Source organism: Photobacterium salinisoli (assembly GCF_003614885.1).
GTDB classification, from domain to species: Bacteria; Pseudomonadota; Gammaproteobacteria; order Enterobacterales; family Vibrionaceae; genus Photobacterium; species Photobacterium salinisoli.
On sequence record NZ_QZMS01000013.1, the window covers coordinates 89,903 to 115,130 of the forward strand.

Annotated in this window: 26 protein-coding genes; 17 read left to right on the plus strand and 9 right to left on the minus strand. The window is 51.7% G+C overall.

Translation table 11 applies throughout. From position 1 onward, the window contains the following. Window positions 1-239 precede the first annotated feature (239 nt). The 3 genes from fbaA to epd form a co-directional block, all read right to left on the minus strand. The gene (gene fbaA, locus D6M16_RS18210; protein WP_120513311.1) at window positions 240-1,316 is read right to left on the minus strand and encodes a class II fructose-bisphosphate aldolase; all 1,077 of its coding nucleotides are present in this window, start codon (window positions 1,314-1,316) and stop codon (window positions 240-242) included. 138 nt (window positions 1,317-1,454) lie between these two features. Continuing rightward, window positions 1,455-2,618 (minus strand): phosphoglycerate kinase, encoded by a 1,164-nt coding sequence (locus tag D6M16_RS18215; protein ID WP_120513312.1) that lies wholly within the window; start codon window positions 2,616-2,618, stop codon window positions 1,455-1,457. Window positions 2,619-2,662: 44 nt separating this feature from the next. After that, window positions 2,663-3,739 carry an erythrose-4-phosphate dehydrogenase gene (epd, locus tag D6M16_RS18220; RefSeq protein ID WP_120513313.1) on the minus strand — a complete coding sequence of 359 codons (1,077 nt, stop codon included), beginning with the start codon at window positions 3,737-3,739 and terminating at the stop codon, window positions 2,663-2,665. Window positions 3,740-4,379: 640 nt separating this feature from the next. Here epd and metK point away from each other — a divergent pair. The 3 genes from metK (at window position 4,380) to D6M16_RS18235 (ending at window position 7,245) form a co-directional block, all read left to right on the plus strand. Further along, on the plus strand, window positions 4,380-5,534 hold the full coding sequence (metK, locus tag D6M16_RS18225; RefSeq protein ID WP_046220500.1) for a methionine adenosyltransferase: 1,155 nt from the start codon (window positions 4,380-4,382) through the stop codon (window positions 5,532-5,534). A 391-nt stretch (window positions 5,535-5,925) separates the two neighbouring features. Next, window positions 5,926-6,423, plus strand: coding sequence for a SprT family zinc-dependent metalloprotease (locus D6M16_RS18230; RefSeq protein ID WP_120513314.1), 498 nt, complete (start codon window positions 5,926-5,928; stop codon window positions 6,421-6,423). Window positions 6,424-6,525: 102 nt separating this feature from the next. Continuing rightward, the gene (locus tag D6M16_RS18235; RefSeq protein ID WP_120513315.1) at window positions 6,526-7,245 is read left to right on the plus strand and encodes an endonuclease; all 720 of its coding nucleotides are present in this window, start codon (window positions 6,526-6,528) and stop codon (window positions 7,243-7,245) included. Window positions 7,246-7,290: 45 nt separating this feature from the next. On the opposite strand, the gene D6M16_RS18240 is transcribed toward D6M16_RS18235, so the two are convergent. Next, window positions 7,291-8,565, minus strand: coding sequence for a hypothetical protein (locus D6M16_RS18240; protein ID WP_120513316.1), 1,275 nt, complete (start codon window positions 8,563-8,565; stop codon window positions 7,291-7,293). A 299-nt stretch (window positions 8,566-8,864) separates the two neighbouring features. Between D6M16_RS18240 and rsmE the strand changes: the two genes are divergently transcribed. The 4 genes from rsmE to ruvX all read left to right on the plus strand — a co-directional run bounded on the left by rsmE (window position 8,865) and on the right by ruvX (window position 11,703). Further along, a complete protein-coding gene (gene rsmE / locus D6M16_RS18245; RefSeq protein ID WP_120513317.1) occupies window positions 8,865-9,596 on the plus strand; it encodes a 16S rRNA (uracil(1498)-N(3))-methyltransferase in 732 nt (243 codons plus the stop codon). A 15-nt stretch (window positions 9,597-9,611) separates the two neighbouring features. Then, the gene (gene gshB / locus D6M16_RS18250; RefSeq protein ID WP_120513318.1) at window positions 9,612-10,562 is read left to right on the plus strand and encodes a glutathione synthase; all 951 of its coding nucleotides are present in this window, start codon (window positions 9,612-9,614) and stop codon (window positions 10,560-10,562) included. Window positions 10,563-10,714: 152 nt separating this feature from the next. Beyond that, entirely contained in the window at window positions 10,715-11,278 is a 564-nt protein-coding gene (locus D6M16_RS18255; protein WP_120513319.1) for a YqgE/AlgH family protein, read from the plus strand. Beyond that, the gene (ruvX, locus tag D6M16_RS18260) at window positions 11,275-11,703 is read left to right on the plus strand and encodes a Holliday junction resolvase RuvX (RefSeq protein WP_120513320.1); all 429 of its coding nucleotides are present in this window, start codon (window positions 11,275-11,277) and stop codon (window positions 11,701-11,703) included. The genes D6M16_RS18255 and ruvX overlap by 4 nt, the downstream gene beginning before the upstream one ends. A 157-nt stretch (window positions 11,704-11,860) precedes the next feature. On the opposite strand, the gene D6M16_RS18265 is transcribed toward ruvX, so the two are convergent. The 3 genes from D6M16_RS18265 to D6M16_RS18275 all read right to left on the minus strand — a co-directional run bounded on the left by D6M16_RS18265 (window position 11,861) and on the right by D6M16_RS18275 (window position 15,520). Further along, window positions 11,861-13,171, minus strand: coding sequence for a YjiH family protein (locus D6M16_RS18265; protein WP_120513321.1), 1,311 nt, complete (start codon window positions 13,169-13,171; stop codon window positions 11,861-11,863). A gap of 191 nt (window positions 13,172-13,362) precedes the next feature. After that, window positions 13,363-14,469 (minus strand): PilT/PilU family type 4a pilus ATPase, encoded by a 1,107-nt coding sequence (locus D6M16_RS18270; protein WP_120513322.1) that lies wholly within the window; start codon window positions 14,467-14,469, stop codon window positions 13,363-13,365. A gap of 16 nt (window positions 14,470-14,485) precedes the next feature. Then, a complete protein-coding gene (locus tag D6M16_RS18275) occupies window positions 14,486-15,520 on the minus strand; it encodes a type IV pilus twitching motility protein PilT (RefSeq protein WP_120513323.1) in 1,035 nt (344 codons plus the stop codon). Between the two features lie 23 nt (window positions 15,521-15,543). On the opposite strand from D6M16_RS18275, the gene D6M16_RS18280 reads away from it, so the two are divergent. From D6M16_RS18280 to hemW, 7 genes are all read left to right on the plus strand, one after another. Next, window positions 15,544-16,245 carry a YggS family pyridoxal phosphate-dependent enzyme gene (locus tag D6M16_RS18280; RefSeq protein ID WP_120513324.1) on the plus strand — a complete coding sequence of 234 codons (702 nt, stop codon included), beginning with the start codon at window positions 15,544-15,546 and terminating at the stop codon, window positions 16,243-16,245. Window positions 16,246-16,291: 46 nt separating this feature from the next. Then, a complete protein-coding gene (gene proC / locus D6M16_RS18285) occupies window positions 16,292-17,110 on the plus strand; it encodes a pyrroline-5-carboxylate reductase (RefSeq protein ID WP_120513325.1) in 819 nt (272 codons plus the stop codon). A 9-nt stretch (window positions 17,111-17,119) separates the two neighbouring features. Beyond that, window positions 17,120-17,677, plus strand: a complete 558-nt coding sequence (locus D6M16_RS18290; protein ID WP_120513326.1) for a YggT family protein — start codon at window positions 17,120-17,122, stop codon at window positions 17,675-17,677. Between the two features lie 35 nt (window positions 17,678-17,712). Beyond that, complete coding sequence (locus tag D6M16_RS18295; RefSeq protein WP_240435654.1) at window positions 17,713-17,967, plus strand: DUF167 family protein; 255 nt, start codon at window positions 17,713-17,715, stop codon at window positions 17,965-17,967. A gap of 125 nt (window positions 17,968-18,092) precedes the next feature. Further along, the gene (locus tag D6M16_RS18300) at window positions 18,093-18,521 is read left to right on the plus strand and encodes a DUF4426 domain-containing protein (RefSeq protein WP_120513328.1); all 429 of its coding nucleotides are present in this window, start codon (window positions 18,093-18,095) and stop codon (window positions 18,519-18,521) included. 105 nt (window positions 18,522-18,626) lie between these two features. Further along, complete coding sequence (locus D6M16_RS18305; protein WP_120513329.1) at window positions 18,627-19,220, plus strand: XTP/dITP diphosphatase; 594 nt, start codon at window positions 18,627-18,629, stop codon at window positions 19,218-19,220. Beyond that, entirely contained in the window at window positions 19,220-20,380 is a 1,161-nt protein-coding gene (gene hemW, locus D6M16_RS18310; RefSeq protein WP_120513330.1) for a radical SAM family heme chaperone HemW, read from the plus strand. Before D6M16_RS18305 ends, hemW begins: the two co-directional genes overlap by 1 nt. 68 nt (window positions 20,381-20,448) lie before the next feature. Here the strand turns inward: hemW and glsB are convergent, their stop codons facing one another. Both glsB and trmB read right to left on the minus strand, forming a co-directional pair. Continuing rightward, complete coding sequence (gene glsB / locus D6M16_RS18315) at window positions 20,449-21,369, minus strand: glutaminase B (RefSeq protein WP_120513331.1); 921 nt, start codon at window positions 21,367-21,369, stop codon at window positions 20,449-20,451. A 116-nt stretch (window positions 21,370-21,485) separates the two neighbouring features. After that, window positions 21,486-22,223 carry a tRNA (guanosine(46)-N7)-methyltransferase TrmB gene (trmB, locus tag D6M16_RS18320; RefSeq protein WP_120513332.1) on the minus strand — a complete coding sequence of 246 codons (738 nt, stop codon included), beginning with the start codon at window positions 22,221-22,223 and terminating at the stop codon, window positions 21,486-21,488. 174 nt (window positions 22,224-22,397) lie between these two features. On the opposite strand from trmB, the gene mutY reads away from it, so the two are divergent. From mutY to mltC, 3 genes are all read left to right on the plus strand, one after another. Next, on the plus strand, window positions 22,398-23,459 hold the full coding sequence (mutY, locus tag D6M16_RS18325; RefSeq protein ID WP_120513333.1) for an A/G-specific adenine glycosylase: 1,062 nt from the start codon (window positions 22,398-22,400) through the stop codon (window positions 23,457-23,459). Between the two features lie 78 nt (window positions 23,460-23,537). Beyond that, the gene (locus D6M16_RS18330; RefSeq protein WP_120513334.1) at window positions 23,538-23,810 is read left to right on the plus strand and encodes an oxidative damage protection protein; all 273 of its coding nucleotides are present in this window, start codon (window positions 23,538-23,540) and stop codon (window positions 23,808-23,810) included. A gap of 130 nt (window positions 23,811-23,940) precedes the next feature. After that, entirely contained in the window at window positions 23,941-25,077 is a 1,137-nt protein-coding gene (mltC, locus tag D6M16_RS18335; protein ID WP_120513501.1) for a membrane-bound lytic murein transglycosylase MltC, read from the plus strand. Window positions 25,078-25,228: the final 151 nt, after the last annotated feature.

The following is a 25,228-nucleotide window of genomic DNA, read 5'->3' on the forward strand; positions in this document are numbered from 1 at the left end:
ATGATCCGGTAATGCTCAAGTCCCGTGATACCTAACAAACAGAACGAAATTACCCTAAAAAATCTCTTATCTGAACTCAGATAATTATGATACGACATGCGCAATCATTGCCGTCATAGCAGTCACAAGCAAGACTTTTTTATGCGGCTTAAAGTAACTTTATTCAGCTCTGGCTATTAAACCAAATAAAAAAGCCCGCAAAGCGGGCTTTTTACTATCTAATCTGCTCGGATGACAAATTACAGCACGTCTACGGCATTCAGATCAGAGAAAGCTTGTTCCAGGCGCTTCACCATAGAATCCTGACCTTTACGCAGCCATACGCGTGGATCGTAGTATTTCTTGTTAGGTGCGTCTTCACCGGTTGGGTTACCGATCTGGCCCTGCAGATAAGCTTCATTTTCCAGGTAGTATTCACGGATACCGTTCCAGGTAGCCCACTGAGTATCGGTATCGATGTTCATTTTGATCACACCATAGCCGATAGATTCGCGGATTTCTTCCAGAGAAGAACCTGAACCACCGTGGAATACGAAGTTCAGCGCGTTAGGTGCGATACCGAATTTCTCAGAGCAGTAAGCCTGAGAATCACGCAGGATAGTTGGTGTCAGAACCACGTTACCTGGCTTGTAAACACCGTGTACGTTACCGAATGACGCTGCGATAGTGAAACGCGGGCTGATCGCATTCAGTTTCTCATAAGCGTACGCAACATCTTCTGGCTGAGTGTACAGAGAAGATTGATCCAGGTGAGAGTTATCCACACCGTCTTCTTCGCCACCGGTACAACCCAGTTCAATTTCCAGCGTCATGTTCATCTTGCTCATGCGCTCAAGGTACTTGGCACAGATTTCGATGTTTTCTTCCAGAGACTCTTCAGACAGGTCAATCATGTGCGAAGAGAACAGCGGCTTGCCGGTTTCAGCAAAGTGCTTTTCACCCGCATCCAGCAGACCATCAATCCATGGCAGCAGTTTTTTCGCCGCATGGTCAGTGTGCAGAATCACTGGCACACCGTAGGTTTCAGCTACAGCGTGAACATATTTTGCACCTGCAATCGCACCCAGGATCTGGCTGTTCTGACCTTCCAGTTTCAGGCCTTTACCTGCAAAGAAACCTGCACCGCCGTTTGAGAACTGAACAACAACAGGGGCTTTCACTTTCGCGGCAGCTTCAAGCACTGCGTTGATAGAGTCCGTGTTAACTACGTTAACCGCTGGCAGAGCAAATTGGTTTTCTTTTGCTACTGCAAATACTTTCTGTACGTCGTCGCCAGAAATCACACCAGGTTTTACGAAGTCGAAGATCTTAGACATAACAATAGTCCTATTAGCTTTTAGCTTTGTTGTCTGGGTTTAAAGATAAACACATTGCTAATGTGTGCGGCCAAACACTTAAAGTTCACGCCACACACAGCGCATTCTAAGCGCAGGGCAAGTCCCCGCGCGCAGTTATCAGGCTTTCGCTCGTTCTTCCAGCATAGCAACTGCCGGCAGTTTTTTGCCTTCCACAAACTCCAGGAACGCACCGCCACCGGTTGAGATATAAGACACTTTATCTTTGATACCGTACTTATCAATGGCTGCCAGCGTATCGCCGCCACCGGCAATAGAGAAACCTTCAGAGTCAGCAATCGCTTGCGCCACGACTTCAGTCCCTTTGCCGAATTGCTCAATCTCGAAAACGCCGACCGGGCCGTTCCACAAGATAGTTTTGGCTTCTTTGATAATGCGGGCCAGCTCAGCAGCAGAATCCGGACCGATATCCAGTACCATGTCGTCTTCTGCAATATCAGAAGCTGACTTAATGGTCGCTTCAGCCGTGTCAGAGAATTCTTTGGCGCAGACTACATCAGTTGCAACCGGCACATTGGTTTGCTCCATCAGCGCTTTCGCTGTATCAACCAGTTCGGCTTCGTACAGAGATTTACCAACACCGTGACCTTCAGCTGCAATAAAGGTGTTCGCGATACCGCCACCCACCACAACCTGATCGGCAATCTTAGCCAGTGATTCCAGCACTGTCAGTTTGGTCGACACTTTAGATCCGCCAACAATCGCTACCATAGGGCGGGCAGGATTACCCAGCGCCTTACCCAGAGCGTCCAGTTCTGCGGCCAGCAGAGGGCCGGCACACGCCACAGGCGCAAACATGCCCACACCGTGAGTAGATGCCTGTGCACGGTGAGCCGTACCGAATGCATCCATCACAAAAACGTCACACAGTGCCGCGTATTGCTTAGACAGAGCTTCGTCATTTTTCTTCTCGCCCACGTTAAAGCGAACGTTTTCCAGCACTACCAGTTCACCTGCGTTCAGATCCAGACCATTCAGGTAATCTTTCGCCAGCTTCACATCACAATCGAGCGCGTCTTGCAGATAGTTCACGACAGGCTGCAGAGAGAACTCGTCAGCATATTCACCTTCGGTCGGACGACCCAGGTGAGAGGTAACCATTACCTTTGCGCCTGCTGCCAGGCATTGCTTGATCGTTGGCAGAGATGCCAGGATACGTGCATCAGAAGTTACTTTACCTGCTTTTACTGGCACGTTCAGATCGGCACGGATCAGCACACGTTTACCGGCCAGATCCAGATCAGTCATCTTGATTACAGACATGGTTTGTCCTCTCAATAGTCTTACTGTGTAAATGATAAATACGTTCAGCCCTGCGATTTTGCCTGGCTGGGAAATTCAGAAACGTCTTTTAGCTGACCACTCACCTGATGCATCACCAGTGCTGTATCCAGCATACGGTTGGCAAACCCCCATTCATTGTCGCACCAGATCAGTAATTTCAGCAGATGCTGATTACTGACACGGGTCTGGGTGCCATCAACAATGGCGCTGTGGGGATCATGATTGAAGTCAACAGAAACAAGTGGTGCTGTGGTGTAATCGACAATATCCGTCAATGTACACCTGGCAGCCTCAGCCAGGGCTTGATTTACATCATTAACTGAGACATTAGTCTTCACCGTGACGCTCAGATCCATCGCGGTGACGTTAATTGTAGGAACCCTGACTGAAATCGCCTCAAATTTATCCGCAAATTGAGGAAAAATACGGCCTATACCTAAGTGCAATTTTGTGTCTACCGGAATGATCGACTGGCTTGCAGCGCGTGTCCGGCGCAGGTCAGTATGGTAGGCATCGATCACCTGCTGGTCATTCATGGCGGAATGAATGGTTGTGATAGTGCCGGATTCAATGCCGAAAGCATCATCTAGCACTTTAATCACAGGAACAATGCAGTTGGTGGTACAGGAACCGTTGGAAACAATGCGATCTTGAGGTGACAGGCTATCTTGGTTAACACCGAAGATGATGGTGTTATCAATGTCATTGGCAGCAGGATGGGAAAACAGGACTTTCTTGGCACCGGCCTGAATATGGGCTTCGCCGTCGGCTCTGGATCCGAACACTCCGGTACAGTCCAGAACAATATCCACTTCCAGATCCCGCCACGGGAGCAACTGGATATCATTCAGATGAAGAATACGAATCGCGTCTTCACTCTGACCATTGGCAATGAACAGGTGCTCCTGATCATGGCTGACCTTGCGGCCAAAGCGACCATGACTGGAATCATACTGAAGCAGATGGGCCATCGCTTCAGGCTGAGCCAGTTCGTTCACCGCCACGACTTTTATCTGGTGATGTTTGCCGCTTTCATACAAGGCCCGCAGTACACTGCGGCCGATACGGCCAAATCCATTAATTGCGACTCGTAATGTCATATCCGTGCTACGTAAGTGAAAAGCCGCTCTAGTGTATACCAAGCGTTAACGAGATTCATCCTAATTGTGACCCGCCTCACTCCCCAGGACGATTGTCTGTGAGCGTAGCGCAATACCAGTAAATACGCCCACTGTAACTGCATCCTTCCTTTATAACAGATATGTAAATAGTGCTTTACCGGAATAAATAAATCTCCCGTCCGGCGTATTTTTTTCATTGTCCGAAATAATTTTTCTGCAACCTATCAATAACAATTGTTCCCAGCAGTGGATCACCACAGCTCAATCCGGCCATCACTGCTTAGAGAGTAATACGCACCGGGACATCAAGAGACCGGGATGCATTTCGCAAAGAGAAGACGAGGCTGCAAACTCACAAAGAAGGGGGATGGTCTGATTTTTCAATAAATACCAGTATTATTCACCAACAAGATTACAAACCACACGATGAAGATAATCGTTTGGCTGAAAAATATCTTATTTCCACACATATCTAGTTGTTGATTTTGATCCCATACCAGTTATTATAGCCGTCTAGACGGAGGTAGCTCTATACATACAGACTGATGATTTATCACGCAGACTGATGAAAATCACACCTCCAATCACCTTTAAAGTTTTTCTAATAGTGAGAATACTCATGGCGAAACACCTGTTTACTTCTGAGTCGGTATCGGAAGGCCATCCAGATAAAATTGCAGACCAGATCTCAGATGCAGTCCTGGATGCGATCTTAGAACAAGACCCGAAAGCACGTGTTGCGTGTGAGACTTACGTAAAAACCGGCATGGTCATGGTCGGTGGTGAAATCACTACCACTGCCTGGGTGGATATCGAAGAGCTGACCCGTCAGACGGTGCGTGAAATTGGTTACGTGCATTCAGACATGGGTTTTGATGCCAACTCTTGTGCTGTACTGAGCGCAATTGGTAAGCAGTCTCCAGACATTAACCAGGGTGTTGACCGCAGCGACCCGAAAGATCTGGGTGCAGGCGATCAGGGTATCATGTTCGGTTACGCCACCAACGAAACTGAAGTACTGATGCCAGCTCCTGTGACTTATGCTCACCGTCTGGTTGAGCGTCAGGCTAAAGTCCGTAAAAACGGCACCCTGCCTTGGCTGCGCCCGGACGCAAAAAGCCAGGTCACCTTTGCCTACGATCAGGGCAAAATCGTGGGTATCGATGCCGTAGTTCTGTCCACTCAGCACTGTGACAGCATTGAGCTTCCTGTACTGCAAGAAGCAGTAATGGAAGAGATCATCAAGCCAGTTCTGCCGGCAGAGTGGCTGACCCAGGACACCAAATACTTCATCAACCCAACCGGCCGCTTTGTCATTGGTGGTCCAATGGGCGACTGTGGTCTGACTGGCCGTAAAATCATCGTTGATACCTACGGCGGTGCAGCGCGTCACGGCGGTGGTGCCTTCTCGGGTAAAGATCCATCGAAAGTGGACCGCAGTGCGGCATACGCCGCCCGTTATGTGGCAAAAAACATTGTCGCGGCTGGCCTGGCTGATCGCTGTGAAATCCAGCTGTCGTACGCTATCGGTGTTGCCGATCCAACATCTATCATGGTGGAAACCTTCGGCACCGAGAAAGTCTCTCATGATCTGATCGTGGACGCCGTGCGCCATCACTTCGACCTGCGTCCATACGGCCTGATCGAAATGCTGGATCTGCTGCAGCCTATCTACAAAAAGACAGCGGCATACGGTCACTTTGGCCGTGAAGAGTTCCCTTGGGAGAAAACCGACAAGGCAGAGCTGCTGCGCGATTACGCCAACATCAAGTAATCCGTTCTGAATCAGCAAGGCTGTGATTCTTACTCGTGAAAAAGGAAGCTTCGGCTTCCTTTTTCATTGCTTTCCTTTCGCTCCGTCCGCTCCCCTGTACAGCTCTTTCAGCTTAGGGCCACCTATGATCTAAAAGCAGATCAAGCTGTTACCCCATCTCTAAAAAACAGATAACAACATGAAAATAAAAACATTTTAGTGCTTTTTACTTCCCATGTTCCAATCGCTCAATAAGCTGATCATCTGTGGCTGTACAGCTTACTGAGGTTTTGACCACCTATGATCCAAATGCTGTCATTGCTGTACAAGACGCATTTCAGGCCTGTCGCGGGTAGAAAATCAGCGCCAGACCTTTCATACTGAGTCCCTTGTTTGTTCACCTTTCAGCGTTATGGACTCACTACAACAAGCGATTATTGAGCGTACCCTCTCCTGCCTTCGCCTGGCTGAAAAAAAGCTTGGTAAACAGTTTCCTCAACCGGCAATTCGTTTTACCCAGCGCGGTAAAATTGCAGGCAGTGCCCGGATGCAGAGCTGGGAGATCCGCTATAACCCAATACTGCTGGCAGAAAACCCGCAGGCTTTTCTGAACGAAGTGGTTCCCCATGAGCTCGCCCACCTGCTCACTTATGCCTGCCATGGCAAAGTCCGTCCGCACGGCCCTGAGTGGCAGAAGATAATGACTGAGGTGTTTAATGTACCGGCACGAACCACGCACAGCTTCGATGTATCTTCTGTGGGCGGACGTACTTTCCGCTACCGCTGCCAATGCCGTGAGCATCAACTCACTGTCAGACGGCATAATAAGATTCTGCGTCAGCAAGCCATCTATCACTGCATGCAATGCCACCAGCCCTTAACGCTTGTTGCTGGAAATACGCCGCAGTGATACTGAAAATTTGATTTTTTACACACAGATAACGTGAAACACTTCTAAAAAATTCCGGTACTGATAACATCATCAACCCTGTATTCAGTCACCGGAAATCCCATGTTAATCAAGCTGAAATGGCGAATAGCCGTCGTACTGCTAAGCGTCAGTGCCCTGCCCCATCCCGTATTGGCAGACTCACCGCCAACCTTCTCCAAAGCCAAAAAACTGCTGGTAAATATTTATCAGGATCACAACGAGAGCTTTTACTGTGGCTGCCGGATTGAATGGCAAGGGAAAAAGGGCATCCCGGACTTAAACAGCTGTGGCTATCAGGTACGCAAACAGGAAAAACGTGCCAGCCGGATTGAGTGGGAGCACGTGGTTCCAGCCTGGCAATTTGGCCATCAGTTGCAATGCTGGCAGGATGGCGGGCGTAAAAACTGCCGTAAAGACCTGACCTTCAACCGGATGGAGGCTGACATGCATAACCTGACCCCGGCCATCGGCGAAGTGAACGGCGATCGTTCCAACTACCGCTTTACCCCCTGGCGTGAAAATGACGGTGCCTATTACGGTCAGTGCGATATCAAAGTGGATTTCAAGAACCGCCGGGTGGATCCGCCACCACGTGCCAGAGGCGCCATTGCCCGCACCTATCTTTACATGGAGCAGGAATACCGCTTCCGGCTGGCGAAAAATCAGCGTCAGCTGATGCAGGCCTGGCACAAGAGCTACCCGGTCAGCCCCTGGGAGTGTGAAAGGGATCGGAGAATCGCGAAAATCCAGAACAAGCACAACAGCTTTGTGCTGGAAGCGTGTCAGCAGGCCGGACTTTAATATAACAACGGCTGAGATCAGGGAATCTCAGCCGTTTGCCTGTGCTTAGTGACGCAGCATCTCATCTAAATAGCGTTTGCTGTTGTCCGGCACCGGCTCCTGACGGTAAACGCGCTCATATCGGGCAGACATGACTGACGTACGAGCCTGACACCAGCCATAACCGTATGGCAAATCCACTGGCGTGACGCTTTCTATGGATGCAAATTCCGCACTCAGATCCTGCTGCAATATACTTTCCGATACCAGCCTGGCGCGCGGCACAACCTCTTTCTGTGCCAGCCGATTGCGCTGCCCCCAGCCAATGATCAGATCGTCACAACTGTAGTTAGCAAAAGTCGGTGAAGAGGTAAACGCCACATCAGAGAACGCACCATATTCCCGCCACATCATGTAGGCTTCAAACAGCATGGCAACATCTTCAGCCCCGGTGTAATACCCGTAAAAATCGGCGGCACCATCGGGCTCGAACGCCGCGCCGGCCTGCTCAGGCGACATGGTGGTTGACGCAGATGCTCCGCCAAAATAACGCTCTGCCATCAACTGCAAACTGTCCGCAGAAAGCCCATGGGTTTGCTGCAATGCCGTCTGAATCCAGTGGCCTTTCATCAGCTGGATGTTTCTGCCTATGCTGGTTGTCACATCCAGCACACTGAGTTGATCCGGCGGCAGGAAGTCATTGGCATGAGCCAGTTCATGGACCAGCAGGTTAAACAGACCCGGTGCTATTTCAGACTTGCTACGCCAGTTATTGACATTCGCATCATAGCTGTTGCTGTAAGTGACATACTCTCCATTGCTGTGCACATAGCGCTGCATAGCCAGAAACGGCAGCGACTCGGTAAAGCCCGCACGGTAATCCTGCTGCTGGTAGATATCATTCCATTCGGCCTGATTACGCCACAGATAACGCGGATCGATATAAATACTTGCGGTGTCTGTGTGATAGAAAGACGGGCGGATATCAAGACTGAGTACGATGACATTAAGTGGCCTGAACAGGTTCAGCACATCCTGCGGTAAGTCACGCACCACATCCATAAAGCTGTCCCCCATCCAGTGATGAGACACCAGCAGCCGCTCGGCAATATCCTCCGGGGTCAAATCGCCCTGAATGTCATAGCCAAGCGGCGCGATATCCTGCATCTGGCAAGACTGCCTCTGCTTATAGATGACAGCACAATCCTCGGCTGCCAATCCGTACTCACTGGTACTCAGATACGGTTGCAGGCTGGCCAGCAAAGGATCGCCATCCACATTCAGACTGCGCTCGCCCGACTTGCCGTCACCACCACAGCCCGCCACCAACAAGGTCGTCATAAGGAGCGCCAGTCTGCGCGTTCCTTGTGTTATTGTCATTTTGGTTATATCCCCTGTATAACAGCCCCGCCGTAAAGCCGGCATTTTAGGGGATACGGGGTTCAATCCCTCTGACTTTTTGCCGGAGTTATGAGCCGTATCAATGTCGGTTCGTACAGCTTTTGCGCGAGATAACACTTCAGCGCAGTTCCGCAGCATTGCATCGCGCCTTATTCAGCACTGTGCAATGTTCGGTACATTAGCACCAAGCTTGATATACTGACGCCAGGAATAACCATCAAAGCCAACGAATTATTACTATGAGAGTGCCACGTATTTTTCATCCTGAGACTCTGCCTGCCAGCGGCAGAGTGCCATTAAGTGACGACGCCGCCAACCATGTCGGCCGCGTGATGCGCATGCAGCCAGGCCAGGAAATTCTGTTGTTCGACGGCAGCAATGCTGAATTTCCGGCCGTCATTACTGAAGCCGGTAAAAAGCATGTCGAAGTAGAGATCTCTGCCCGTGTTGAACACAGTGTTGAGTCCCCTTTGGATCTGCATTTGGGCCAGGTGATATCCCGTGGCGATAAGATGGAATTCACGATTCAGAAATCCGTCGAGCTGGGCGTAAACAGCATTACGCCACTGATCTCTGAGCGCTGCGGCGTCAAACTGACTCAGGACAGGTTCGATAAGAAACTGTCCCAGTGGCAAAAAATCGCCATCAGCGCCTGCGAGCAATGCGGCCGCAATGTGGTGCCGGAAATCCGTCCTGTAATGAAACTTGAAGACTGGTGCGCGGAAGAATTTGACGGTCTGAAGTTGAATTTGCACCCAAGAGCCCAATATTCCATTAATACCCTGCCCACACCTGTTAACCGGGTCCGTCTGCTGATCGGGCCGGAAGGCGGTCTGTCGGAGCAGGAAATCAGTATGACAGAAGCATTCCGGTTCAGCGAAGTGCTGCTGGGTCCCCGGGTTCTCAGAACTGAAACTGCCGCTATGACGGCGATAACTGCGCTACAGGTCCGCTTTGGCGATCTTGGCTAACCAAGGAGAAAAGACATGATCAAATTGGGTATTGTGATGGATCCCATCCAGTCCATTACCATCAAAAAGGATTCCAGCTTTGCGATGATGCTTGAAGCGCAGCGTCGCGGCTGGGAGATCCATTATATGGAAATGGCTGATCTGTCTCTGGAGCAAGGCAAAGCGATCGCCCGGACCCGGATCGTCAAACTAAAGGAAGATCCCAACGACTGGTTCAGCTTTCACGGTGAGCAGGAAATCGAGCTGAGCGAGCTCGATGCCGTGCTGATGCGTAAAGATCCGCCGTTCGATACTGAATACATCTACGCCACCTATATTCTGGAGCGTGCTGAAGAACAGGGTACCCTGATCGTCAACAAGCCTCAGAGCCTGCGCGACTGTAACGAAAAACTCTACACCGCCTGGTTCCCGGAGCTGACGCCAACCACCATAGTGACCCGCCGGACAGATAAGATCCGTGCTTTCCAGCAAGAACATGGCGATATCATTCTCAAACCGCTGGACGGTATGGGCGGCTCGTCGATCTTCCGCGTTAAGGCCGGGGATCCTAACCTGTCGGTGATTATTGAAACCCTGACCAATCACGGTGAATACTACTGTATGGCGCAAACGTTCGTGCCGGACATCAGTAACGGCGACAAGCGCATTCTGGTGGTAGACGGCGAGCCTATGCCTTACTGTCTGGCCCGTATTCCGGCCGAAGGGGAAACCCGCGGAAACCTGGCAGCCGGTGGTCGCGGTGAACCCCGCCCGCTGAGCGAGACTGACCGCAAAATTGCCGAAGCTGTTGCACCGGCACTGAAAGAAAAAGGGCTGATTTTTGTGGGTCTGGATGTGATTGGCGACAAGCTGACTGAAATCAATGTCACCAGCCCAACCTGTATCCGCGAAATTGAAGCAGCGTATGATATTTCTATTACGGGCAAACTCATGGATGCCATCGAACGCCGCCTGAAAACCGCTTAATACGGATACCGCCTGGACGTGTTGTCTGCTGACGTTGACAACACGTCACGTTTTCATTTTTAACGGCATCTCTCTCAGACTTACCATTTAGGCTATTTAGTTCTCATAATGTAGTTAAGAGAGTCTGTCTGAGAGTGTGTAAGGACTGAACGATGAATCTCACCAATCATTTTCTGGTGGCCATGCCCAGTCTGCAGGATCCACACTTCAAACGCAGTGTGGTGTATGTGTGCGAGCATAATGATGAAGGCGCAATGGGCATTGTCATTAACCTGCCTATTGATGTGTCCGTCGGCAGCATGCTGGAGCAGATCAAGGTCGAGCGCGACTTACCCGTTGCCCATCCTGCCAGTCTGGAAAAACCTGTCATGATAGGCGGCCCGGTGGCCGGTGACCGGGGATTTATCCTGCACAACAGTAAAGAAGAATACAGCTCCAGCCTTGATCTGACCGAAGAGATCAAGATGACCACATCAACCGATATCCTGCCATTGCTGGGTACTAAGGATGAGCCGAGCCAATTTCTGGTCGCGCTTGGCTATGCCGGCTGGACCGCCGGTCAGCTGGAACAGGAACTGGCCGACAACAGCTGGCTGACCATGGAAGCCGATCCTAAGGTAGTGTTCGAAACCCCGATCAATGAACGCTGGGACAAAGCCGTCGCCAAACTGGGGATCCATTCTGCTAACTTATCCACTGAAATAGGACATTCATGAGCACTTCTCGAACCGTACTTGCCTTCGACTATGGTACCAAAAGCATTGGTGCCGCCATCGGCCAGGAACTGACGGGGACAGCCAATCCCCTTTCGGCCCTGAAAGCCAACGACGGTATTCCCAGCTGGGAAGCGATTGAAAAATTACTGAAAGAATGGCAACCCGATCTGATTGTGGTCGGCCTGCCGCTGGATGTTTACGGCCAGGAGCTGGAAAGTATCACCCCACGCGCCCGCAAATTTGCCAACCGCCTGCACGGCCGGTTCGGATGCCAGGTCGAATTACATGATGAACGCTTGAGTACGGTCGAAGCGCGCTCCGATCTGTTTGCCCGCGGCGGCTACCGCTCGCTCAGCAAAGGCAATGTCGACTCTCAGTCTGCTGTCGTTATCCTCGAAAGCTGGTTCGAACAGCAATACGGTTGATCGCTCTGTACAGCGTTTTGAGTGTTGAGATCATGGGTGACCTAAAACTCTGAGCCCTGCAAATTAGCGATATCATCATAAGAGCCCTGAAAGTGAATGCTTTCAGGGCTTTTCAGTCACTTTGCGTTATCTGGCCACTGTGATCGTAAACTTATATTTACCCGGCCACAAACATCGCAAACGGAATCGCCAGCAGCAAACTCAGCGCGGTACGGATAAACCAGATCACCACCAGGCGCCCGACACTCAGCGGAATGGAGGTCGACAGAATGCAGGGAATCGAGGCAGAAAAGAACAGCACGCTTGACACACAAATCACGCCCGCAGCCATACGCACCACAAACTCAGCCTCGCGCAGCAACAAAGCAGGCAGGAACATTTCCGCCAGACCCGATGCCGAGGCCTGCGCCAGTTCTTTGGCGCCATCAATGCCCCACACCGCGGTAAACGGGTAAAACAGATAGCCCAGCCATTCAAACACTGGGGTGTATTTCGCCACCAGCAAACCAATCAGGCCCACAGACATGATGGAAGGCAGGATGGAAATGGTCATGACCAAGCCGTCTTTGATGGTAGATAAGACATTGCTGCCCACAGCCGGTGCCTGACGGGCCACATTCATGCCGGTCTGATACGCCGTCTGCAGTCGCCCCGCATTACCGGCCTCAGGCTCAGGATCAGCCACAGCTTCATCCATCTGACGTAGCGGCGGCAAACGGACAGTAATCGCAGTAACAATGAAAGTGATCACCAGAGTGCCCCAGAAATACAGGTTCCATACCGACATCAGATCCAGGGTTTTCGCCACTATGATCATGAAAGTGGCCGACACGGTCGAGAAGCCGGTGGCGATAATCGCCGCCTCTTTCGCTGAATATTGCCCTGATTTGTATACTCTATTGGTGATCAACAGACCCAGAGAGTAACTGCCGACGAATGAGGCAACCGCATCAATGGCAGAGCGCCCCGGCGTACGCCAGATGGGCCGCATCACAGGCTGCACCAGGATACCAATCAACTCCAGCAAACCGTAGCTCACCAGAAACGACAGAAACACCGCCCCGACAGGAACGATCAGCCCGACCGATATCACCAGCTTTTCAAACAAAAACGGCAACATGTCTTTGCTGTGCAGGAACTCTGGTCCTGCCCCTGTTACCGCCATCAGCGCAGCGCCGGCGCCCATGACTTTCAGTACAGAGAAAACTTTGTCTGTCAGACTCCTAGACCATTGGCCGCTGACAAAAGGATAGACGGCACCGATCACTATCATGGCAAAGGCATACCAGCCGACACCGCTCCCCAGCCAGACTTTGATTTGACTAACCAAATGATCCAGCGGGATCGTCGATTTTCCATTTACCGAAATTGGCACGAAAAAGAAAAATATCCCGACAGCACTGAGAAACAGTAAGCGGAAACGTGCCAGCGCATCCGATGCACTGACACGAGACTGAGATTGTTCCATGTTAATCACTCCCTCTACACGTTATTTGTATATACATATAAAGAGAGAGCAAACAGAGCGCAAGGTGGTTATTTTGAAACCACTAGGGGGATCACAAAGATTTAACCTAACAGTAACAAGATCACAGCCCGTACAGCTTATCCCGCTCTGGGATCATGGCTGTGCAAAAGCTTCCCTAGTCGTATCCGCTATCATTCAAACCGGATCGTGACCCCGTCCAGTCCGCCTCCCGAGCTCTGGCCAGACTGGCCGGTTTTGATCATCAGGCGCAAATCATTGGCCGAATCAGCATAACTGAGGGCATCGTTCTCGCGGACTTTGCCCTGTCTGAACAGCGCATACAGCGACTGATCAAAGGTGATCATGCCATGCTCACGGCCTTTGGCCATGGTCGCCTTCAGTTCATGCAATTCTCCGCGCCGGATAAGATCCGACACTCTGGGTGTGTTGATCAGTAACTCAAACACCGCATGGCGGCCCTCACCGGAAGGATCGGGGATCAGCTGCTGCGCCAGTATCCCTTTCAGGTTCAGCGACAAATCAAACAAAAACGATTCGCGCCGCTCTTCGGGCACTAAATGCAGTATCCGTTCCAGCGCCTGATTGGCATTATTGGCATGCAGAGTCGCCATGCAAAGGTGGCCGGTTTCGGCAAAATTGATGGCATGCTCCATGGTTTCCCGATTGCGTATCTCGCCAATCAGAATCATATCCGGTGCCTGACGCAAAGAATTTTTCAATGCCACTTCATAGCTTGCGGTATCTAGGCCGACTTCACGCTGGGTCACTATGCATTGCTGATGCTGATGAATAAATTCTATCGGGTCTTCAACCGTCAGAATATGACCGCTGCTATGGCGGTTTCTGTGCCCTGTCAGCGCGGCCATGGAGGTTGACTTACCCGAGCCGGTCGCCCCGACCACCAGGATCAAACCCCGTTTCGCCAGCGCCATGGCTTTCATGGGTTCAGGCAAGCTGAGGGAATCCATATCGGGGATGACGGTTTCAATACGGCGAATCACCATACCCGGCTGCTCACGCTGCCAGAAGGCGCTGATACGAAAACGGCGCTCACCGCGTACCAGTGCAAAGTTTGCCTCTTTCAGCCCGACAAACTCCTGCCACTGTTCAGCAGACATCGCCTGCTGACACAAGGCAGTCAGCTGCTCTGCCGACAAACATTCACCCAGAGAACACAGGCGCCCGTTCACTTTCAACTGGCAGGGCGCCGCCACGGTGAGATAAACGTCGGACGCCTGCTTGTCGGTCATCTGGCTGAGAATAAAATCCAAATTCATGGCTGATTTTCCTGCCTCATAATCCCTGATTACGCTCAACTACCCGGGCTGCTTCCTCGGGTTCAATCAATCCCTGAGCCATTAAGCGGTTCACGGCCTGCTCCATTGTCTGCATCCCCATTCCGGCTCCGGTCTGGATCATGGAATACATCTGGGCCACTTTATCTTCCCGGATCAGGTTTCGGATCGCCGGGGTTGCCAGCATAATTTCGTGGGCTGCCATCCTGCCACCGCCGGGGCATTTGAGCAGGGTCTGAGCGATCACCGCCCGCAGTGATTCCGACAGCATAGAACGCACCATGGCTTTATCATTACCGGGGAAAACATCAATGATCCGGTCGATTGCTTTGGCTGCCGAGCTGGTGTGCAGAGTGCCCAGCACCAGATGACCGGTTTCGGCCGCGGTCAGCGCCAGACGTATGGTTTCCTGATCGCGCAATTCGCCCACCATGATCACATCAGGATCTTCGCGCAACGCCGAGCGCAGCGCATTCTGAAAACTGTGGGTATCACGGTGCACTTCGCGCTGATTGATCAGGCAGCGCTTACTTTGATGAACAAACTCCACCGGATCTTCAATGGTCAGAATATGACGGTGAGTGTGGGTGTTAATATGATCCACCATAGCAGCAATGGTGGTCGATTTGCCTGAACCGGTTGCCCCGGTTACCAGCACCAGCCCACGCTGGCTCTGGGCTATCTGGTAAAAGACCTCAGGTACTTGCAGGGTTTCCAGCGAGGGAACAGACTGGGGAATAGTACGGAACACCGCGGCACACCCGCGGGACTGCTGAAACGCGTTGACACGAAACCGTCCGACATCGGGCAATAAAAAAGAAAAATCCACTTCCAGCTTTTCTTCATATTCACGCCGCTGGCCGTCATTCATAATGTCGGTAATCAGCCTGTGCGTCTCTTCATGGCTCAGAGGCGGTATGCTGAGCGGCCTGACATCACCGTCTACCCGAATCATTGGCGATACCCCAGCGGAAAGGTGCAGATCGGAGGCGTTATGCTTTACACTAAAGTCCAGTAGCTCGGTGATATCCATACATTTTCCCTAAAGAATCGATTATGAGTAGTATCAAACAAAATATTACACAGGTCACCCGCGAGATCCGGCAGGCCTGCGAAAAATGCGGCCGCGATACAGATTCAGTGCAACTGCTGGCGGTCAGTAAAACCAAACCGGTCAGTGCTATCGCTGAAGCCATTGCGGCGGGACAACGCGCCTTCGGTGAAAACTATGTGCAGGAAGGCGTTGAGAAAATTCAGCACTTTTCTCAGTCGGACCCAGCCTTAGTCTGGCATTTTATCGGCCCTGTCCAGTCCAACAAGACACGCCCGATCGCCGAACATTTCGACTGGGTGCATTCTGTCGACAGGCTTAAAATCGCCCGCCGCCTCAGCGAGCAGCGCCCGGCAACGCTGCCGCCACTGAAAATACTGCTTCAGGTCAACACCAGTGGCGAAGCCTCTAAATCAGGTGTCGACTTTGACCAGCTGGCAGAGCTGGCTGTCGAAGTTGCCGCATTGCCCAATATAGAACTGCGCGGATTAATGTCGATACCGGAAAAAGCCGACGATTATGCCAGTCAGTTCCAGGCTTTTTCTGCACTGGCGAAAGCCAGAGAGAGTTTGCAGCAACGCCTGCCGCAAACCACATTGGATACCCTGTCGATGGGAATGAGCGGCGACATGGAAGCGGCTGTGGCCGCAGGCAGCACTATGGTGCGCATCGGGACCGCTATCTTTGGTGCCAGGGATTACAGTTAACTTCGCTTGAAGCATCAGGCGCTTATTACGTTCAGAAGGATTTCTCATGGAACAACGTACAATCGCTTTTATCGGCGCCGGCAACATGGCCCGTTCCATCATCGCCGGCCTGGTTGCCAGCGGTTATCCCGCCGATAAAATCACCGCAACCGCGCCCAGTGCCGAACGCCGGGAACCACTGGCCCGTGAATACGGCATTCATACCGATAGCGACAACCTACGCGCCGCCCAGCAAGCCGAGGTCATCGTACTGGCTGTCAAACCCCAGCTGATGGCCAGCGTTTGTGAACCGCTGCAAGCCATCAACTTCGACGGCAAACTGGTCATTTCCATTGCTGCCGGTATCTCAGTGGCGCGCCTGCAGGAGATGCTGGCGGCCAAAGTCAGCCTGGTACGTGTCATGCCTAATACCCCTTCACTGATTGGTAAAGGAATGAGCGGTATGTATGCCGATTCATGTGTCAGCAGCCAGGATCGCCAATTTTCTGACAACCTGATGGCAGCGGTAGGCAAAACCTGCTGGGTAACGCAAGAGTCGGGAATTAATGGCGTGATTGCCGCTGCCGGCAGTGCGCCCGCTTACTTTTTTCTGTTCATGGAAGCCATGCAGAATGAAGCGATTCGTCAGGGCTTTGACAAGGATACCGCGCGTGAATTGGTTCAGCAGGCCGCACTGGGCGCAGCCGGCATGGTAATCGCCAACCCGGACACAGAGCTGTCGACCCTGCGTGAGCAGGTAACCTCAAAAGGCGGTACCACAGCAGAGGCAATCCGCACATTTAATGAAGCGCAACTTAGTGATATCGTAGCCAAAGCCATGCAGGCCGCTGTCAGCCGCGCACAGGAAATGGAAAAATTATTTTAAGGTAACAATATGAATGCTATTGCTTTTTTAGTCAGTACCCTTTTTGATCTTTATATCATGGTGGTACTGCTGCGACTGTGGCTGCAATGGGCCAAAGCGGATTTCTACAATCCCTTTTCCCAGTTTGTGGTGAAAGTCACCCAGCCAGTCCTCGGCCCGCTGCGTCGTGTGATCCCTTCAATCGGCTCGCTCGATCTGGCCACAGTGCTGTTTGCTTACCTGCTCACGGTAGGAAAGTTTATCGCTCTGCAATTAGTGCTGACCAATGGCGGAGTGGCATTCAGCCCTGATTTGTTCTGGATCGCCGGATTATCTTTGCTCAAGGCGGCCGGTGGACTGTTGTTCTGGGTGCTGCTGATCCGTGCCATCCTGAGCTGGGTCAGTCAGGGACGCAGCCCGATAGAATACGTGATGCATCAGCTGACAGAACCTATGACAGCGCCGATTCGCCGCATCATTCCGGCCATTGGCGGTCTGGATCTGAGCGTACTGGTGCTGTTTGTTGGCCTGCACTTCGCCAATATCCTGATGGGCGATCTGATTGGCCCTATCTGGTTCCAGCTGTGAGCCTGAGCCCAGTCAGTAGAGATAAAGCGGATCTTATGATCCGCTTTTATGTGCAACCCAGAGCCAGCCGGGATCAGCTTGTCGGTCTGCATGGCGAGGCGATCAAAGTGGCCATCACGGCCCCGCCGGTTGACGGCAAAGCAAACAGCCACCTGATCACGTTCCTGGCTAAGCAATTCAGAGTCAACAAAGGACACGTCATTATCGAAAAGGGAGAAACGGGCCGTCACAAACTCGTACGGATACAAGCACCGCAAACCATACCCCCGCTCGTCAGCGCCTTGCTGTAATTCTGATTCCCGCAAAGACGCTGTCAGCGTACCACTCTATACTTTAAACAGTTAACGCTTTATCCCTTTAGAATGTAAGGTCTTACTCCATCTGGCATACTTCAACAGGATAGAAGGACAACACCATGAAACAGTTACTGATTGCTGTTATTGCAACCATAGGTTTTGCCCTGCCAGCACAGGCAGAACAACTCAAAAATATCGGCGAGCTGGAAGTGCACTATTCCACCTTTCCGTCTACCTTCCTGACGGCGGATATCGCGAAAAATTACCGTATTCAGCGCAGCCGTTATTCAGCATTGATCAATATCACTGTGCTCGATACCAGCGTCGAAGGTAAACCGGCTGTCGCGGCAGTAGTTAAAGGCACAGCGCGTAATCTGGTCGGCAATGAGAAAAACCTCACTTTCCGTGAAGTACGCGAAGGCGATGCTATCTACTACATTGCCGAGCTGAGCCATGCCAATGAAGAACGCTTCCGTTTTAATATTGATGTCTCCCGCCAGTCCACCAGCGGTAATATTCAGTTCGAACAGACCTATTTCGCCGAATAAGCCACTCAGCCAGATAAAGAGGAAGATCACTCTTCTTTTCTGTCTTTGGCATTTGCTCTGGCTGTGGGTATCATAGCGCCCCAGCCTTACAGACCAGGAGTCTTCATGAGCAAACTAGTACTTGCGACCGGCAATCAGGGTAAAGTCCGTGAAATGGCCAACCTGCTTGCCGATTTCGGTTTTGAGGTCATCGCCCAGACTGAGCTTAACGTCTCTGACGTTGCCGAAACTGGCACAACATTCATTGAAAATGCCATCATTAAAGCGCGTCACGCCGCCAGAGAAACCGGCCTGCCCGCAATTGCCGATGACTCTGGCCTGGAAGTGGATGCCCTAAAAGGGGCGCCGGGGATTTACTCGGCCCGTTATGCCGGAGCAGGCGCCAGTGATCAGGCGAATCTGGAAAAACTGCTCGATGCCATGAAAGACGTACCGGAGGCTGAACGCACCGCCCGCTTCCACTGTGTGCTGGTGATGATGCGCCACGCCGATGATCCGACACCTCTGGTTTGCCACGGTAAATGGGAAGGCCGTATTCTCCGCCAGGCCAAAGGCGAGAATGGCTTTGGCTATGATCCTGTTTTCTGGGTACCGGAAGCCGATTGCGCCTCAGCCGAGCTCTCCCCTGAACATAAAAAGCAATTGTCACACCGCGGCAAAGCCTTGCAACACCTCTTTGCTGCCCTGAAGGACGCCTGATGTTAGTACCGCCACCACTGAGCCTGTATGTACACATTCCCTGGTGTGTCCAGAAATGTCCCTACTGCGATTTCAACTCCCATGCGCTGAAGCACGACATTCCCGAGCTGGATTACATCGACGCGCTGCTTGAGGATCTGGCTATTGACCTTGATCGCTATCAACTGACTGATGGCAGCCGGGCTCTGCACTCCATTTTTATCGGTGGCGGCACCCCGAGCCTGATTTCCGCACCGGAGATCGGACGACTGCTGGCGGGCATTGAAGCTAGAATACCGTTCAGCGACAAGATTGAAATCACCATGGAAGCCAATCCCGGCACTGTGGAAGCCGGTCGGTTTCAAGCTTACCGTGAAGTGGGCGTCAACCGGATTTCTATCGGCGTACAGAGTTTTCAGGATGACAAGCTCAAACGCTTAGGCCGGATTCACGGCAAAGATGAAGCTGTCCGCGCTGCCGGGCTGGCTCAGGAAGCCGGACTGAACAGCTTTAATCTGGATCTGATGCATGGCCTGCCGGATCAATCCGTTGAAGATGCCATGTCGGATCTGAGGCAAGCAATCGCCTTAAACCCGCCGCATCTGTCCTGGTATCAGCTGACTATCGAGCCCAATACGCTGTTTTATTCAAAGCCGCCGACCCTGCCGGATGACGATGATCTGTGGGATATTTTCGAACAGGGCCATGTGCTGCTGGCCGAGGCCGGTTATCAGCAGTACGAGATTTCCGGGTACAGCAAGCCCGGTATGCAGTGCCAGCACAACCTCAATTACTGGCGCTTTGGTGATTATCTTGGCATTGGCTGTGGTGCCCACGGCAAGGTGAGCTTTACTGACGGTCGCATCACCCGTACGGTGAAAGTGAAACACCCGCGCGGTTATCTCAATCCGCAAAAGGCGTATTTGGATCAGGAAACCCAGGTTGGTAATGAAGAGCGGCCGTTTGAGTTTTTCATGAACCGTTTCCGCTTGCTGGAGGCCTGTCCGAAGCAGGACTATGTGGAGCGGACCGGTCTGTCACTGGACACTATTCGCCAGCCGATCACCTGGGCGCTCGACAAGCAATACCTGCTCGATCAAGGCGACAGCTGGCAAATCACTGAACAGGGAAAACTTTTCCTCAATGATTTACTGGCCGCTTTTGTCGAGGAAGACCAGTAACAGGCAATCGTTCGCTGGCAGTGTACTGCCAGCGACTTTTCTTCATACGCTCTGTCCGTCTGAAGCTGTCAGAAGATAGAACGGCCGATGCGCTCTGCCAGTAACTCCAGTGCTGCGGTGCCGGCCACAGAATTTCCCGAGGCATCAAGCTCGGGCGACCAGACCGCAATCGACATTTCTCCCGGCACAATAGCGACAATACCGCCACCAACCCCTGATTTACCCGGCATACCGACACGATAGGCAAATTCACCGGCACCATCATACAGACCGCAGGTTGCCAGTAGTGCATTGATTTGTTTGCTTTGGGTAGAAGATATCAGCGGAGTATCTGTGCCCAATGGTAAACCTTTGTTAGCCAGATAACTGAAGGTCCGGGCTAGATCAACACAGCTCATTTTAAGCGCACAGTAGCCGAAATAATTACCCAGTACAGGCACAACGTCGTTGTTGAAATTGCCGAACGCACGCATCAGATAGGCAATCGCCGCATTGCGGTCGCTGTGCTGCATTTCCGATGCAGCCACGTCCTTGTCGTAGGCGATCTCCGGATTACAGGCCAGACTGCGCACCAGCTCCAGCATACGGTACTGCGGCGCGGAAAGCCGACTGTGCAACAGATCCGACACCACCAGCGCACCGGCATTAATGAAAGGATTACGCGGAATACCCTGCTCCAGCTCCAGCTGGATCATCGAATTAAACGCATGGCCCGATGGCTCTTTACCGACACGGGACCAGATTTCATCAGCCTCATACAATGTCATAGCCAGAGTCAGACTCAGCACTTTGGAGATCGACTGGATTGAGAAGCCTTCTTCGCTGTCGCCGGCCTGAATAATTTCACCGTCGTTATAGCAGACTGCGATGCCTAGCCTGTTGGCGGGAACCTGTGCCAGTGCAGGGATATAGCCGGCGACTTTGCCCTGGCCTATTAAGGGTCTGACTTCATCCAGAATCTCGTTCAGCAACTGCTTATTTGGCTTCATTCACTGTCTCCAGAGGACAAAAAAGCCAACTCAGAGGCTGGCTTTTCAGGCTAATAATGTTTTCAGGTCAACATCTTACTCTATGTTGGCCCGCAATGGCTTTGAACCATAGCACATTATTCTGTTCTCGCGAACTTCATATCCCACACACCGTGACCCAGTCGATGTCCACGGGCTTCAAACTTAGTCAGCGGACGCTCCTCAGGTCGGGGGATATAATCACCATCCTGCGCCGTATTTTCATAGCCAGGCGCAGCTTTCATCACATCCACCATGTGTTCTGCGTAATTTTCCCAGTCAGTGGCCATATGGAAAATACCGCCGATTTTCAGCTTTTTACGAACCATTTCCACGAAAGCAGGCTGCACAATGCGGCGCTTATGGTGACGGGCTTTGTGCCACGGATCAGGGAAGAACAACTGGACTGTATCCAGGCTGCCGTCCGGGATCATGTGCTCAAACACTTCAACGGCGTCATGGCACATCACACGCAGATTTGTCAGGTCTTCCGCTTCCGCGGCCATCAGACAGGCGCCTACGCCAGGGCTGTGCACTTCAATACCGATAAAGTTTTTCTCTGGCGCATTCTTTGCCATCTCAACCAGAGAGGCGCCCATACCAAAGCCAATTTCCAGCACCACATGGCCTTCACGACCATAAACCTCAGTCCAGTTCAGTGGTTGCTTGTTAAAATCGATCCCCATGTTTGACCAGTTATTTTCCAGCGCCTGTTGCTGGCCCTTGGTTAAACGGCCTTCACGACGCACAAAGCTGCGGATCTTGCGTACCAGCTTACCGTCTTCTGTATATTCAGTCAGGGTGACGTCAGCGTTTGTTCTGGATTCTTGGCTCATGGGTCCTTACCTAAAATATGGAGTGTTTGGCACTAATGGATCCGGCATTATCCAAAGTTCACGGCCGAGTGCAAGTGCCCTGACAGATTGAAGCCGGCAGCGCTTTGTGTTGCAATCAGCACCGCAGACGCAAACTTGCCTGCACCAATTCTATAATAAAGTGAGCAATTCCCTGTGAGCACTAGTTTTTCTGACGCCATTCTGGTCTGGTACGACAAATATGGCCGCAAAACCCTGCCCTGGCAGCACGAAAAAACGCCTTATAAAGTCTGGTTATCTGAAATCATGCTGCAGCAGACCCAAGTGGCCACTGTCATCCCCTACTTTGAACGTTTCATGGCACGCTTCCCAAGTGTCACCGATCTGGCCAAGGCCGATCAGGACGAAGTTCTGCACCTGTGGACGGGACTGGGTTATTACGCCCGCGCCCGAAATCTGCACAAAGCCGCCAAGCAAATAGTGTCTGAACACAATGGTAAGTTCCCGGAAACGATTGAGCAGGTTATGGCCTTACCCGGTGTGGGCCGATCCACAGCAGGGGCTGTGCTTTCGTTATCTCTCAAACAACATCACCCGATTTTAGACGGCAACGTAAAACGAACACTGGCCCGTTGCTATGCCATAGAAGGCTGGCCGGGGAAAAAGCCGGTCGAAAACGCCCTGTGGGAAATTGCCGAGAAGAACACTCCGGCGCAGGGCGTGGAGCGCTACAACCAGGCCATGATGGATATGGGGGCGATGATATGTACCCGCAGCAAGCCAAAATGCGAACTCTGCCCGGTGGCCGATCTCTGCCAGGCGAAAGCACAAAACCGTCAGGCCGATTTTCCAGGTAAGAAACCCAAGAAAACCCTGCCAGAAAAACAGACCTGGTTTGCCATCTTTCAGCATGGTCATGAAGTCTGGCTGGAACAGCGGCCTCCTGCCGGTATCTGGGGCGGATTATGGTGCTTCCCGCAGCACGACAGCGAAAATATCCAGCCTCTGCTCAGCCAGCGCCTTGGCGCATCGGTATCGGACCAACTGCAGGCTGAACACCTCAACGCTTTTCGCCATACCTTCAGTCACTATCATCTTGACATAGTGCCGCTGAGATACCAGCTCACTCAATTGCCATCAATGATCAACGAAAACAGCAAGGGGCAATGGTATAACCTGCTCAATCCACCACAGGTAGGATTAGCCGCCCCTGTCGTACAAATTCTGGAAAGCCTGCGTTACGAGCTTGAATCGTGACGGGATAACCGAGAAACTAGTGGTAAGAAACCAGTGACCAGTCTTTGATGACTGGCAAATAAAATAACTGAGGATCCCATGAGCCGTACTGTATTTTGTGCCCGACTGAAGAAAGACGCTGAAGGTCTGGATTTCCAACTGTATCCAGGTGAACTGGGTAAACGTATTTTCGATAACATTTCAAAAGAAGCCTGGGCTGAGTGGCAAAGCAAACAGACCATGCTGATCAACGAAAAGAAACTCAATATGATGGATCCGGAGCACCGCAAGCTTCTGGAAACAGAAATGGTGAAATTCCTGTTTGAAGGTCAGGATGTTGTCATCGACGGTTATACGCCACCGAGCGAGTAACACCCAGCACCAGTTTCATGTGCACGAATGTCACGTTCTCAGGCGCCGATGCCTGAAAAACGTACCGTGAACAATAATAAAATGACATTATTTGCCAAAAGCAAGTGATGTCATTTTTTATATGAATAACATGAAAAAAACACTCCTTCTTGCCACAGTAGCACTAAGCCTGAGTGGTTGCAGCCGTGAACTGGTTGAAAATATCTATGGTGTTAATTACGCACCGACTAATCGGTTTGCCAAAAATCTGGCACCATTGCCCGGACAATTTACCAAAGATACCGCGGCCCTTGACCGTCTGATCCATAGTTTCAGCGGCCAGGTTAAACAGCGCTGGGGAGATGATAACGTCCTGATTGCCAGTAAGCGCCACTACGTAAAATATACCGATGGCTACCAGAGCCGGGCCCATGTCGATTTCGACAAAGGGGTAGTGACCATTGAAACAGTCGCGACCACCAATCCCAAACAACACCTGATCAATGCGATTGCCACCACACTGCTCACTCCCGCCGATCCCGCTGAGGTGGATCTGTACTCTGCCCAGGATTTCGCCCTGAGTGGCAGCCCGTTCTTACTTGGCCAGATTCTGGATCAGGACGGCAAATCTATTGAATGGTCCTGGCGGGCTAAGCGTTATGCCGAATATCTGGTCAATAACCAGCTCAAGAAAAAACAGGTTCGCTTTCAACAGGCCTATTACGTGGATATCCCCATGGTGGCAGACCACGTCAGTAAACGAAGCTACAAATATGCCGACATAGTGCGGGAAGCTTCTCGCCGTTATGGCATAAAAGAAGATCTCATTTACGCCATCATTAAAACAGAAAGCAGCTTCAACCCTTATGCCGTCAGCCCGGCCAATGCCTATGGCCTGATGCAGGTTGTGCCTAAAACCGCCGGCGCCGATGTCTTTAAGCTGGTGAAAAAGCAAGCCGGGCAGCCATCTCCGCAATACTTGTTTGATCCGGCCAAAAATATCGATACAGGTACCGCCTATTTTTACCTGCTGCAAAACCGCTATCTGAAAGAGGTCCGCAATCCACTGTCGCTGCACTACAGTATGATCTCAGCCTACAATGGCGGCACCGGCGGCGTATTGAGCGCTTTCAATCGCAACCGTAAACGGGCAATGCAGGATTTAAACCAGCTGCAACCAAATCAGGTTTATTGGGCGTTAACCAACAAGCACCCCAAAGCAGAAGCCCGCCGTTATCTAGAGAAAGTGACCCGCTACCAGAAAGAGTTCCACAACGGAAAAATCTGATACAGAGTAATAACTTTGCGCTGAATGACCGGAATAACGCCGACGCCTGAACCTCAGCGAACAAAAAGCGAGCAAGCAATCGACATTCGCACTTTTTTATGGAAAAAGGTATTGACGATGAGGGCCAAAACCCGTTTAATAGCGCTCCGTT

Excerpts from the sequence above, each read along its gene's own strand:
- epd (WP_120513313.1), bottom strand. The coding sequence starts at position 3,739 with ATGACATTACGAGTCGCAATTAATGGATTTGGCCGTATCGGCCGCAGT.
- D6M16_RS18275 (WP_120513323.1), bottom strand. The coding sequence starts at position 15,520 with ATGGATATCACCGAGCTACTGGACTTTAGTGTAAAGCATAACGCCTCC.
- D6M16_RS18255 (WP_120513319.1), top strand. The coding sequence starts at position 10,715 with ATGAATCTCACCAATCATTTTCTGGTGGCCATGCCCAGTCTGCAGGAT.
- D6M16_RS18330 (WP_120513334.1), top strand. The coding sequence starts at position 23,538 with ATGAGCCGTACTGTATTTTGTGCCCGACTGAAGAAAGACGCTGAAGGT.
- D6M16_RS18305 (WP_120513329.1), top strand. The coding sequence starts at position 18,627 with ATGAGCAAACTAGTACTTGCGACCGGCAATCAGGGTAAAGTCCGTGAA.
- proC (WP_120513325.1), top strand. The coding sequence starts at position 16,292 with ATGGAACAACGTACAATCGCTTTTATCGGCGCCGGCAACATGGCCCGT.
- hemW (WP_120513330.1), top strand. The coding sequence starts at position 19,220 with ATGTTAGTACCGCCACCACTGAGCCTGTATGTACACATTCCCTGGTGT.
- D6M16_RS18270 (WP_120513322.1), bottom strand. The coding sequence starts at position 14,469 with ATGAATTTGGATTTTATTCTCAGCCAGATGACCGACAAGCAGGCGTCC.
- trmB (WP_120513332.1), bottom strand. The coding sequence starts at position 22,223 with ATGAGCCAAGAATCCAGAACAAACGCTGACGTCACCCTGACTGAATAT.
- metK (WP_046220500.1), top strand. The coding sequence starts at position 4,380 with ATGGCGAAACACCTGTTTACTTCTGAGTCGGTATCGGAAGGCCATCCA.
- D6M16_RS18240 (WP_120513316.1), bottom strand. The coding sequence starts at position 8,565 with ATGACGACCTTGTTGGTGGCGGGCTGTGGTGGTGACGGCAAGTCGGGC.
- D6M16_RS18230 (WP_120513314.1), top strand. The coding sequence starts at position 5,926 with ATGGACTCACTACAACAAGCGATTATTGAGCGTACCCTCTCCTGCCTT.
- ruvX (WP_120513320.1), top strand. The coding sequence starts at position 11,275 with ATGAGCACTTCTCGAACCGTACTTGCCTTCGACTATGGTACCAAAAGC.
- D6M16_RS18235 (WP_120513315.1), top strand. The coding sequence starts at position 6,526 with ATGTTAATCAAGCTGAAATGGCGAATAGCCGTCGTACTGCTAAGCGTC.
- rsmE (WP_120513317.1), top strand. The coding sequence starts at position 8,865 with ATGAGAGTGCCACGTATTTTTCATCCTGAGACTCTGCCTGCCAGCGGC.
- D6M16_RS18300 (WP_120513328.1), top strand. The coding sequence starts at position 18,093 with ATGAAACAGTTACTGATTGCTGTTATTGCAACCATAGGTTTTGCCCTG.
- D6M16_RS18280 (WP_120513324.1), top strand. The coding sequence starts at position 15,544 with ATGAGTAGTATCAAACAAAATATTACACAGGTCACCCGCGAGATCCGG.
- gshB (WP_120513318.1), top strand. The coding sequence starts at position 9,612 with ATGATCAAATTGGGTATTGTGATGGATCCCATCCAGTCCATTACCATC.
- mltC (WP_120513501.1), top strand. The coding sequence starts at position 23,941 with ATGAAAAAAACACTCCTTCTTGCCACAGTAGCACTAAGCCTGAGTGGT.
- D6M16_RS18215 (WP_120513312.1), bottom strand. The coding sequence starts at position 2,618 with ATGTCTGTAATCAAGATGACTGATCTGGATCTGGCCGGTAAACGTGTG.
- D6M16_RS18295 (WP_240435654.1), top strand. The coding sequence starts at position 17,713 with ATGATCCGCTTTTATGTGCAACCCAGAGCCAGCCGGGATCAGCTTGTC.
- fbaA (WP_120513311.1), bottom strand. The coding sequence starts at position 1,316 with ATGTCTAAGATCTTCGACTTCGTAAAACCTGGTGTGATTTCTGGCGAC.
- D6M16_RS18290 (WP_120513326.1), top strand. The coding sequence starts at position 17,120 with ATGAATGCTATTGCTTTTTTAGTCAGTACCCTTTTTGATCTTTATATC.
- glsB (WP_120513331.1), bottom strand. The coding sequence starts at position 21,369 with ATGAAGCCAAATAAGCAGTTGCTGAACGAGATTCTGGATGAAGTCAGA.
- D6M16_RS18265 (WP_120513321.1), bottom strand. The coding sequence starts at position 13,171 with ATGGAACAATCTCAGTCTCGTGTCAGTGCATCGGATGCGCTGGCACGT.